Below are 10923 nucleotides of genomic sequence, written 5' to 3' on the forward strand. Positions count from 1 at the left end.
TAAATAGCCGTCAAAAGGACTCAAGTTTTCCAACTTTTGCTGGAGTTTAATTTCTTCATACACTTCTTCAAAAGGGTAGGACAACGCCGGATATTGCAATACGTTTGCTTGGTGTTTCGGTCGCAAACGTCCATTGCCTACTAAAGCCCGGGTATGATTTGCCGATTGTTCGACTTGCTGAAGTGACTTAGACGGATGCGGCTCGAAAAACATCCCCCGCAACAAAATCGGCAACGGCGCCGTTACGCCATCTAACCAAATGGCATCTTCTTTCGTCTCATTTTTGTGCCCATGCCAGCACCAGTTGGGAGTCGTTATTAAATCCCCTTCATTCATTTCAAATGGTTCGCCATTGACGACCGTAATCGCCTTTCCTTGTACCATAAAACGAAGGGCATCTACGGAATGCCGGTGGGATGCTTCTTGCTCCCCTGCTTTTACCAGCTGGAAGTTTGCATTCATACTGTGAGTGGCCTGCATTCCGCCAAACGAAGAATTGGAAAAATGAAGCACCCTGCGTTCTCCGCCTCTAAATAACGTCGGATCTACTAATCGCTTTGCTTTCATTAACAATTCGTAAGATTCGTTCCATTTCCACACATAAGGACCCCAACGTTGGCAGGAGTTCTGGTTAAAAACTTTTCACCGATCCGCCACAGCCCGTCGTAGTGCTTTGGCACAATTTCCTCATGAAACGCATCGAGTTCCGCCATTCCTGTCTTCACAATTTCCAGCATCCAAATCTCTCCTTTACTCATTTTTTGCAGACACGGACTTTCTACAACTGTCTACAGTTTCACAAAACGATTGCCGATAAATTCCTCTGTCCCCACGTCTTTATGACGTTCATACAGCGTGTTAAGCTGTTCTTCGGTTAAATCCATAATTGGCCAACGAGGGAACATCTTAATCGGCAAGCCCCTTAACTTCATCGCTTCTTTAAATGGCGCCCTGCCATTAGTTTGCCACAATTGTGTAATTACATCTTCAATTTCGGACAATTTCCAGTGGTATGTTGCCGCCCCTTTCCAATCTTCCTTATCCACTGCATTCCAATAAGCTGCTTGCAATTCGGGTACGTGACAGGTTGGCGGATTCATATATCCATCGAAACGCCTTGGATAGCTGGCAAGCAGGGAAGAGGCAACCGTTGGAAACACAGCAATATCCTCAGGCAACGAACGAATATAAGAGAGCGCTTTCTCGTTCGTCATAATGTTCAGTTTGATTGCTCGTATTTGGGGGACCGCTTCTTTGATTTTCAATACTCTACCTACCCCCATATCAATGCCGCTATACTTCGGATTGTCATAGATCATTAAAGGCATGTCGACTGATTCCGCGACGAATCGAAAATGTTCTATAATTTCATACTCTGTATGATCACTGTAATAATAGGGTGGTAATAACGCGCTAGCCAATGCGCCGATCGACTTTGCATGGGCGGTTAATTCAATAGCTGAATAGACATCTACCGTACCGCAATGGACAATAAATGGAAGTCTTCCGTTCAGCTTATTGGCCACCAGTTCCGCAACTTGTTTCCGTTGCTCCGTACTCATGGCGGGGCCCATACCAAACGAACCATTTACAAATAATCCGTGAATCCCGGACCCAACATAAAATTCAACAATTTCCTCCATCGCCTTGATATCTACTGTCCCATCATCCAGAAATACCGTTGGTAAAGGGATTAGTACCCCTCGCAGCAGTTTATCTCTCAATAAAAACACCTCCATGATATTTTGCAAACTATTGTTCTAGAACCACAGATTTCTTTCATCTTTAGAATATATCGGAGAAATTACATTGTCAAATATTATTTTAAAATATGTAAAATAAATAGTAATATTTACCCTTCTACATGATCTTACTGTCGGTTTATAATCATAATTCCAATTATAACTTGACATGAAGAATTATAAGAACTAAAGTTACAGTTGGTTGATTTGTCAGTAAAAATCACATGATATTTGGACATACTAAGGGTACAAGGGGGTATCATCCGATGAATGGATTTACCGATAACACACTTCCGAAACATCGCGAAACTTACCAGAAAATCAAAATGGCATTGTTAAATAAAGAGTGGGAGAACGGCGAAAAGCTCTCAACCAGCCAATTAGCCAAACGGTTTGGAGTGAGTAAAACACCCGTGCAAGATGCGTTAAAACAACTGGAATTTGACGGGTTTGTGAAGATCGTCCCCCAAGTAGGCTGCATCGTTAGAACGTTTACCATAGAAGACTTTGAAGAACTTTATCTTTTGCGCAAAAGCTTGGAAGGATTAGCTTCTTCTATAGCGGCTACCAAGGCGACTGAAGCAGACCTAACGAAACTCGAAGACCTGTTGTTTCAGATGGAACAACTAGCGGCCGAGAAAAATTACTCCCAATACTCTATTAAAAATCGTGAATTTCATCGCACTATTGTCGCAGCCTCCCATATGCCCCGACTAATGTCACAAGTTCAATGGTTATGGGATCAGACCGACTTCATTAGTTTGCACAGATTTTTAATACATCAAAATATAGAAAATTCCATTGAATCACACAAAATTATTTTTCAAGCAATCAAAAACAATATGCCGCAAATTGCCAAATCCGCAATGGAAGAACATTTACATGAATGCCTGTTGTTAGTCTTAAATAATACCGATTCCCAGAATGGTGAGCAGAGCCCCCCTACGTCGACCTGATTTTATATCATGGTCGATATTTTTTCGCCCTGTCGAAGTTCAGCCCCCTTTAAATGAGGGAGAAGGATCATGGGCTTTGGGAACGGAATCATGAGAATTGGCCGCGTGGAACTGCGCGTTCTCGATCTGGAAAAATCAGTGGAATACTACACGAAAGTAATCGGGATGGAAGAGACGGGGCGCTCGGATGGAAGAGTCTACTTAAAAGCGTGGGATGAGTACGATCATCACAGTCTGATTTTGAAGCAGGCCGATCATCCCGGTCTTGATCACTTTGCGTTCAAGGTAAAGAACGATGTGGTCTTGAAGGATTTGGAAAAGAAAGTGGAGCAGTTTGGTTGTACGACTTCGCGGATTTCTTACGGTACGCGTCTGGCGGAAGGGCAAGCGGTTCATTTTGTTCTGCCGACGGGCCATCATGTCGAACTGTATTATGAAGTCGAGCGTCTCGGAACGAAGACCGGATCGTTAAATCCGCACCCGTGGCCGCTCGATGCGCATGGTATCGCGCCACACCGCTTGGATCACGTGCTTCTGACCGGCGATGACCTGAAAACGGTAACGAGGTTCTTTATGGAAGTGCTCGGCTTCCGCCAAAGCGAAAAAATCACAACGGTCGACGGCGAGGAATTAATCGGCAGCTTTCTGTTTACGACGAACAAGGCGCATGATCTGGCGTTTATCAAAGGGCCTGACAGCAAGCTGCATCACGTGGCATTCTATGTCGAGAGCATTCACGATGTCTACAAGGCGGCGGACATCCTGACTATGTACAACGTACCGACGGAAGTGACGCCGACCCGCCACGGCATCACGCAGGGACAAACGATCTATTTCTTTGACCCGTCCGGAAACCGCAATGAGGCGTTTGCCAGCGGTTATATCACATATGAGGACTTCCCGACGATCACGTGGACGGAAGACAAGATCGGGCAGGGAATTTTTTACCACCGCCGCGAATTGATAGAATCTTTTGTCAAGGCGTTAACCTGAGTGGGCGCATGGTTCACGGTTTAGACGTTTGACCCGACGCCGCGTTCCTCTTTGGAAGGAGCTTGTATCCTCACCCCGATTCAGGAAAAATTGCGTCGTCTCTTTGAACTTGGTGTCGACAACGTCGTCGTAGCCAAATTTGATGAGGCTTACCTCAGCCGCAGCGTTGCTGATTTTATCCGGGAACTGACCAACCTTCATCCTGAAGTGATGGTGGGGAAGGATTTTCGCTTCGGACGGGGACGGGAAGGAATCGAGGATTTGGCAGCACATTTTTCCGTACAAGAAATCGACGCCGTCTGCTGTCCTCGGGGAGAAGTGATCTTTTTAGCTGCTTCACTCCGGTCTTTTTCTGGTCTTAACGGTGGTCATGTTTTGCTTGACGGCCATGAAAGTGCCGTCTATGGAAGCAATTTCAATTCCGCCCAGTGCGGATGCGCCTCAAGACGCCGCTCCATGTCACGGAATGCTTTGAGCGAACGACTCAGCTTGCTGTAGGCGTCGCCTCCTTCACTCCACCCCTGAAAGCCAATCATCCCCTGGAAACCCATCTTTTTAAGCTGCCCTAGCAACGCGAAATTGTCCAACTCGCCTTCGTCCAGCGGCTCGATCGTCGCATTATTCCTGAAACCGTGCGGATTCCGGCGGCTGCCGGACAGGTTCGCCTGCTTCAGGTATGGCGTTATCTCTTTCAGTATGCCGGTCAGATTCGTTCCGTCGACGGCGTACCAGTGGTAACCGCAGAACACGATCCCCAAATGGGGATGGTTCAGCCGCCGGCACAGTCGCGCCGCATCTTCGTGGCGCTCGAGCCAGAAGGAGAGGTGCGTGTAAAGCAAAATATCGATGTTTCGCCGCTCGCAAATTTTGAGCGCTTTTTCCAGCCAGTTCACCGCGATGTCGTCACCCGCCGGGTCGGAGGGGCGGAGATGACTTCCTGCGGATTGGATGGCCAACTCGACAGTCGAACACCCTTCCAGCGTCTCCAACAAGTTCAGGATGCCCTGATTTCTCGGATGGTTCTCGCCTAACGAGAGATCCAGCACGACATATACGCCCGCGACGTCCAGTCCGTATTTCCGTTTGACACTGCTGAGCTTCGCCGCGTCCCGCCACCGCTCTCCGTGCCAGACGGACAAATGCGCCGCATCGTACCCGATCTCTTTCAGCATCTCGCACCGTGCCTCGAAGCTGTATATTCCCATCGAGTTATAGAAGGAAAAATCCATTGCATAAACACGGTAAGCCATTGTTGCTTGCTTCCTCCTCAGCGAATGGTTGCAAACATCCTCAACGATGTTGTCCGCCGGTGAATGCGGGAAAGTGGGGAAGGACTTCTTCATCCAGCTCCTCAATCACTTCTTCAACAGGACGATGGCCGTATTTTAAATTGATCATTACATGATTGACACCTGCGTTTTTCAGCAAATGAAGGAATTCAATCAGCGGATTGCGCCCGATCCGGAACCCTAAATGAATAGGGACCGGACGATGATTCGGATCCTCCGTCAAATCTACATAGAGAGACTGACTGAACGGTTTAAACTGATCGGTGAGTGAGCGCCAATGTTGAATCAGTTCCGCTTGGAATTTAATGTTTCGGGGATAATACAACCACCCGTCGCTATTTTGGGCAATCCATTCAATGGACTGAGAACTGTGGCCGGTTACCAGCATTGGAATATCCGACAAACGCGGTTTGGGCAAAAGGTCCCCGTGCGACAGATCGACACGCGGCGATCGGATCGCAGGAAAGTTCTCCGCCCACGCTTTTTTCATGACCGAAACGGCTTCTTGAAACAAAGCGCCGCGCTCTTCGGGATCGATGGAAAAAGCCGGAAATTCTATTGGACGATCCCCGGTCGCGACGCCAAGAATGAGACGTTCGCCCGAGAGGTGGTCGATGGAGGCCGCCGCTTTGGCCACATGTAAAGGGTGACGCAGGGTGAGAATCACGCTTGCGGTGCCCAGAGCGATGTTTTGAGTATGGGCGGCTAGATAGCCTAAAAAGACCCAGGGATCATAAATTTGGCCCACATCGCCGAAAGTGGGGTCGTGCAACGGAACGTCCCTGACGAATAATGCGGCGAAATTCAGCTCTTCCGCTCTTTTTGCCAGTTTCATTTGCTTTTCAATGTCCATCTCCGGAATGCTGCCTTCATATGACTCCAACGGAAACAATAAGCCGAGCGTCAGACGGTTTTCTTGAAACATGCGCGAATATCCCTTATGTTGAGCAAATTGGTTCATTGCCATCCCTCACATATCATTATTTATAAATATCTATAATTATCGATATAATAATATGAGAACGGGCATCTTTCAAGTCTAAAGCAGCGGCGAGGGAACATTTTGATTTACAATTCTCTAGATAACAGTTCCGTTATTTTTTTAACGTTTTCCTCATCCCGTTTATAATAAGTAAATTGCCCGATGCGCTTTGCTTTTATCAATCCGGCATTTTGCAGCGCGGAAAGGTAAAGGGACACTGTAGATTGCGACAATCCCGCTTTTTTCTGGATGTCGCTCACGCAAACCCCGTCTTCGTGTATATCCCCGTTTTGCGGTTTTGGAAAATGAAGCTCCGGATTTTTAAGCCACTGCAAGATCAGGAGCCTCGTTTCATTGGACAAAGCTTTAAACACTTCCACAAGTTCCATGGCTGCCTCCAGACACATCAACGAAATGAATGGATCCGGGGATTCTCGAGATGGCGGACTGCCATGCCGAAGAAGCTCCCACGCCCAATATATCGTATCCGGAGTTTCCGGACAAGGCTGAGGCATCCGCTCAGCAGCCCGATGGGGACCGGAAACGGGCATCGTGTCCATGGCGATGACCATTATGAAAATGTAAACTTCACGAATACATACGGGAGCGGTTAAATATATACAATAGATTAACCATACTTACACCCTTTCTACACAAAAAGAATTGTATAAAATGCACTTAGTTCTTTGGTTGCCTGTTTATTTCAGGATCAAGTCCAAAATTATGTGTAAAATCCCTCAGCTAGAATGGGCTACATGATTCGGGTTACTTTCGAGACAGATTTTGGCCGGCTTTCACGCCACTCTAGGTATTCGACCATATCGAGGTACTTCTTGCCGGAAGCCCATTTCTCGTCCTGTTCCATGAGTAGCGCACCGATGAGTCGAATGACGGATTCCCGGTTGAGAAAAATGCGAATCACGCGTTCCCGGCGGCGAACTTCCTCATTCAGACGTTCTACGCTGTTTGTCGTTCTCAAGCGCTTACGGTACTTTTCCGGCAGGCTCAAAACGGCGGTGACATCGTCAAAACCGGCTTCCAGAATCCGCATCGCCTTCGCCGCTTTGTCCTCGTAAGCCGCCAGCGTCTGCTCCAAAAGTAGCCGGGCCGCTTCCGGGTTGGGCGCCTCCAGGATCGCTCGTACATGCGTGTGGATTTCATTCTTCAGGGCTTTCGCAGAGGCATCCAGTACGTTGCGCAACCTGCGCCTGTAAGATTTGGTTCAGTACCGATTCCAGCAATTTTGCAACACCGGAATCCTGGGTGTTTCCTATCCCGAAAATAATAGTCGCTAAAAAGCACAAAAAGGCCAACCCACCGTTACATCGCTTCAAATTGGAAAATGATAGGGGATTATGCGGTTTGCTCCCGTTCTTTTAACATAACGTCATATCCTAACATTTCCAACTTCCGTATCGCTTGTCGGGCCATCTGTTCACGCCGGCGTTCTTCGTAATAATGAGGCCCCAGTTCGTTGTAAACCTGTTTTTCCTTTAGCAGATGGTAGACGATGGTCAGGATCCGATGGGCCACCGCCACAGCCGCCCGATTGGCCCCTCGTCTGGCGGCAATGCGATGATATAGACTGGACAGATACGTGTGTTTCGTTCGGACTGCTGCCCGTGCCGCCTCGATGAGAGCGCTCCGAAGCTTCGGATTCCCTTTGGTCGTTCGCCCGGACTTTCGTTTCCCAGCACTTTCGTTGTTCCCTGGAGCCAACCCCGCCCACGAACACAAATGAGCGGCAGACGGAAAGCGGCTCATGTCGGTACCCGTTTCAGCGACAATTTGTTCCGCCGTCCGCCGGGCCACCCCGGGAATGGTGTCCAGCCGCTCCAGGTCTTCCTCAAAAGGGAGCATCCGCCTCTTGATCTCCTCGTCCAACTGTTGAATCAGCGCGTCCAGTTCATCGACGTGCCGCAGTTGGGTTTGGAGCATCAACCGTTGGTGCGGGCCGATCAGTCCTTTGAGCGCGCGCTGGAGATCCGCTTTCTTGTTCTTCAGACGCCGAAGTGCCAACTCCGACAAGGATTCCGGATCAACGTTACCGGCTATCAGCGCTTCGATCATCGCACGCGCCGATTTGCCCAGAATATCGCTGGCTACCGACGACAGTTTGATGTTGGCGCCTTCCAGCACTTTCTGAATCCGGTTGACTTCTCGTGCCCGCTCCTCGATCAGACTACGGCGGTATCGGATCAACTCGCGAAGCTCCCGTTGATCACGTGGCGGAATGAAGCTGCCTCGGAGCAATCCATGCCGGAGCAACGAAGCGATCCACTCGGCATCCTTCACATCGGTTTTTCGTCCGGGAACATGCTTGATATGCTGCGCATTGACGACCAAGGTTTGAATCTCTTCCGTCTCCAACAGGTTATAGACGGGTTTCCAGTAGGAACCGGTGCTTTCCATGGCGGCGTGGGTGCAACCTTTGCTCTTGATCCAGTCCACCATCTGCAACAGATCGTCGGTCATGGTCGAGAATGTGCGGATTTCTTTCTCGTCCGGCGTGATAATGCAGGCCACGACCGTCTTTTTGTGGACATCCAGTCCACAGACATGGCTGTAGACGACATCCATGATGGACAATCTCCTTGCGGCTTTGTCGATTGAGGGCTGGTGCAACGACCACACATGGGCCATTCTATCCCGCGTGCTTCCCGAAGGAGCGACAATCTGTGGTGCACCTGGTCGTTGGGGTCCGTCTAAGAGTCGGGCTCGCAGCACCAAGAAACAACGACCTCCCTCCACCAGCCACAGGAATATTGTACCGCATTCGCCCATTTTCATCATCTGCTGGTGCCGCATTAGCGGCATGGGGGTCTAAGAAAAGTTGATGCAAAAGTTGAGAATCTACGTTAATCTGGTATTGAGCCATATCTGAATCTCCTCCTGAAGAATGTTGCGTAGACACCATCATTCTAACTGAGGGATTGGGATTATGGCTCCCTTTATTTTCAGTAAACTACCATTTTACACAATTATACGGACTCAACTCCAAGACCAATACCGAAAGGAGATTGCCATGCGTTTTGATTGCTATATCGGGATCGACTATTCCGGGAGAGGGGAGCCGGATCGGCGCACACCGGCCATTCAGTTGGTGGAAATGAATCCGCCGGGCTTCTTTCGGCGGATTTCGCCTGACGGCGCTCAAGCGAAAACATTTGGCTGGTCCCGGAAAGAGGTTTACGAATACGTCAGAGACGCTTTGCTGGAGCGGAACCGGAGGCTGGCCATCGGGATCGACCACTCGCTGTCGTTTCCCGCTGCCTATTTTGCTGAACATGGCCTGCAAAACTGGGATGCGTTGCTCGAACACTTTGTGCAAAATTGGAATACGAAGGAGCAGCCGGTGAGCGTATGCCGGGAGAAGGCGCCGGGCTATCCGAACGCGAAGGCGCTCCGTTTGACGGAAACGTTTACGGCTTCGGCCAAAAGCGCTTGGAACTTTGAACAGAAGACGGGCGCCGTCTCTTATTCCACGCACGCGGGCTTGCCGTGGATGTACGAGCTCCGCTCTGCCGTCCGGGACACGCTTCACGTTTGGCCGTTTGACGGCTGGGAGCCTCCGGCGGGGAAAAGCGTGCTGGCGGAGGTGTATCCGGCGCTGCTTTACCAGCGGTACAAGCAGTTTGCCGCCGATTTTCCCCAAGATTGGCCGCGGGATGCGCAAGATGCTTACGTGATTGCGGCGTGGCTCCGGGAACGGGATCAAAACGGGACGCTAGAGCGGTATTTTCGAGCGGATACGCTGACGGAACGGGAGAAACGGATGGCGTCGCAGACCGAGGGGTGGATTTTGGGCGTGTGCTAGGCAGCGAGATGACGGATGCCGCGACAGGCGCCGGGCCTTGGCAATTTCGGTATCGTCCCGAAGCGAGAAAAGGTTATAATGGGGGTAGCCGCGAAGGAGGACGGAAGCCGAAGGGAGACGGGTATGTTTGAGTTATATGTCATCTGTTTTGTAACGGGGATCGTTTTGATCTTCCTTTCATTGATTTTCGGCGATATGGTCGACGGCATCTTTAGCAAGGCGCTTGACGCGCTGGATAGCAGCGTGTTCAATTCGACGGTGCTGCTGGCCGGGGTGACGACATTCGGCGGCGTTGGCATCCTGCTGACGAAGTATAGCGCGATGGCGGGCGGCGTCTTGGCGTGCTCCGTTTTGTTTGCGGTCGCTTCCTGCACGCTTGTGTATTTTTTGTACGTGAAGCCCGCCCAGAACGCCGAAAACTCGGTCGCTTTTTCGCTCCATCAGCTAAGCGGCAAATTGTGCGAGGTCATTACGACGATTCCCGCAACCGGGTTCGGCGAAGTGCTGGTTAAGGTCGGCGCCGGCGTGACGAATCAGATTGCCGCCAGCTTCGACGGGGAGGAAATTCGCGCAGGGGAACAAGCGGTTATCGTGGAGGTGAAGGACGGCACGCTTTACGTGACGAAATTTCAATAACGGAAAAGGAGAGGAAAGATGCTGGAATTTGTTTATACCCCTTTAATTATTGTAGTGATCATTGTGTTGCTTGGACTTGTTGTCTAATGACACAAACATACCGTCAGTGTCAAGCTAGCGTGGGCAGTCATTTAAGATGCTTGGAACGCGAACCTCGAAGGAACCTCTTCCTTGTAAGCGCTTTGCTTCGTTCTTTCATCAAATACAAGTGATTTGTCAGAATTTTTTGCCGTTATCCGCGAAGTGCTTTGAGTGCCATACCCGTTGTGCTGCTTTGCTTCGGTCCTTGCAGCATGCGAATCATTCCAGCGATACAACCCTTGACCGGTTGCGTCACGTTCTTTAGCAATTGCCGCATGTTTATCGGCTGCTGCGGCGTTGCCTGCTTACTCGCTTGTCCTTCAACCGTTCTTACCACCGTGCCCGCTTCTTGAATCCTCATCATCGTCCTCAGCATCGCCCTGACGCCTTGCTCACTCCAACTGTACCCGCCACGCTTCGTCCGCTT

Annotated in this window: 11 protein-coding genes and 3 pseudogenes; 5 read left to right on the plus strand and 9 right to left on the minus strand. The window is 49.9% G+C overall.

The window, feature by feature from the left end; genetic code table 11:
- The 3 genes from JMF85_RS03580 to JMF85_RS03590 all read right to left on the minus strand — a co-directional run.
- Positions 1-600, minus strand: a 600-nt coding sequence (locus JMF85_RS03580; protein WP_201317753.1) for a cupin domain-containing protein, incomplete at its 3' end; no start/stop codon positions are given.
- Positions 567-737 (minus strand): hypothetical protein, encoded by a 171-nt coding sequence (locus JMF85_RS03585; RefSeq protein ID WP_201317754.1) that lies wholly within the window; start codon positions 735-737, stop codon positions 567-569. The genes JMF85_RS03580 and JMF85_RS03585, both read right to left, overlap by 34 nt.
- Before the next feature lie 51 nt (positions 738-788).
- On the minus strand, positions 789-1724 hold the full coding sequence (locus tag JMF85_RS03590; protein WP_201317755.1) for a dihydrodipicolinate synthase family protein: 936 nt from the start codon (positions 1722-1724) through the stop codon (positions 789-791).
- Positions 1725-2008: 284 nt separating this feature from the next.
- Here JMF85_RS03590 and JMF85_RS03595 point away from each other — a divergent pair, with 284 nt between their 5' ends.
- The 3 genes and pseudogenes from JMF85_RS03595 to JMF85_RS28610 all read left to right on the plus strand — a co-directional run.
- Entirely contained in the window at positions 2009-2698 is a 690-nt protein-coding gene (locus JMF85_RS03595; protein WP_201317756.1) for a GntR family transcriptional regulator, read from the plus strand.
- 69 nt (positions 2699-2767) lie between these two features.
- The gene (locus JMF85_RS03600; RefSeq protein ID WP_201317757.1) at positions 2768-3691 is read left to right on the plus strand and encodes a catechol 2,3-dioxygenase; all 924 of its coding nucleotides are present in this window, start codon (positions 2768-2770) and stop codon (positions 3689-3691) included.
- A 36-nt stretch (positions 3692-3727) separates the two neighbouring features.
- Positions 3728-4189: pseudogene (locus tag JMF85_RS28610) on the plus strand (hypothetical protein); the annotation flags it as partial.
- Here the strand turns inward: JMF85_RS28610 and JMF85_RS03610 are convergent.
- The 5 genes and pseudogenes from JMF85_RS03610 to JMF85_RS03630 all read right to left on the minus strand — a co-directional run bounded on the left by JMF85_RS03610 (position 4093) and on the right by JMF85_RS03630 (position 8542).
- On the minus strand, positions 4093-4941 hold the full coding sequence (locus JMF85_RS03610) for a sugar phosphate isomerase/epimerase family protein (protein WP_201317759.1): 849 nt from the start codon (positions 4939-4941) through the stop codon (positions 4093-4095). The pseudogene JMF85_RS28610 and the gene JMF85_RS03610 sit on opposite strands and share 97 nt — an antisense overlap.
- 40 nt (positions 4942-4981) lie before the next feature.
- The gene (locus JMF85_RS03615) at positions 4982-5941 is read right to left on the minus strand and encodes an LLM class oxidoreductase (protein ID WP_201317760.1); all 960 of its coding nucleotides are present in this window, start codon (positions 5939-5941) and stop codon (positions 4982-4984) included.
- A gap of 107 nt (positions 5942-6048) precedes the next feature.
- Positions 6049-6351, minus strand: coding sequence for an ArsR/SmtB family transcription factor (locus JMF85_RS03620; RefSeq protein WP_201317761.1), 303 nt, complete (start codon positions 6349-6351; stop codon positions 6049-6051).
- Between the two features lie 362 nt (positions 6352-6713).
- Positions 6714-7106 (minus strand): annotated as a pseudogene (locus tag JMF85_RS03625) (transposase); the annotation flags it as partial.
- Between the two features lie 209 nt (positions 7107-7315).
- Positions 7316-8542 (minus strand): IS110 family RNA-guided transposase, encoded by a 1227-nt coding sequence (locus JMF85_RS03630; protein ID WP_201317762.1) that lies wholly within the window; start codon positions 8540-8542, stop codon positions 7316-7318.
- Positions 8543-8987: 445 nt separating this feature from the next.
- Between JMF85_RS03630 and JMF85_RS03635 the strand changes: the two genes are divergently transcribed.
- Together JMF85_RS03635 and JMF85_RS03640 are read left to right on the plus strand one after the other, a co-directional pair.
- The gene (locus JMF85_RS03635) at positions 8988-9779 is read left to right on the plus strand and encodes a hypothetical protein (protein WP_201317763.1); all 792 of its coding nucleotides are present in this window, start codon (positions 8988-8990) and stop codon (positions 9777-9779) included.
- A gap of 123 nt (positions 9780-9902) precedes the next feature.
- A complete protein-coding gene (locus tag JMF85_RS03640; RefSeq protein ID WP_201317764.1) occupies positions 9903-10415 on the plus strand; it encodes an NfeD family protein in 513 nt (170 codons plus the stop codon).
- A gap of 232 nt (positions 10416-10647) precedes the next feature.
- On the opposite strand, the pseudogene JMF85_RS03645 reads toward JMF85_RS03640, so the two are convergent.
- Positions 10648-10923 (minus strand): annotated as a pseudogene (locus tag JMF85_RS03645) (ISLre2 family transposase); the annotation flags it as partial.

The organism is Paenibacillus sp. EPM92 (assembly GCF_016586185.1).
Taxonomy (GTDB): Bacteria; Bacillota; Bacilli; order Paenibacillales; family NBRC-103111; genus Paenibacillus_G; species Paenibacillus_G validus.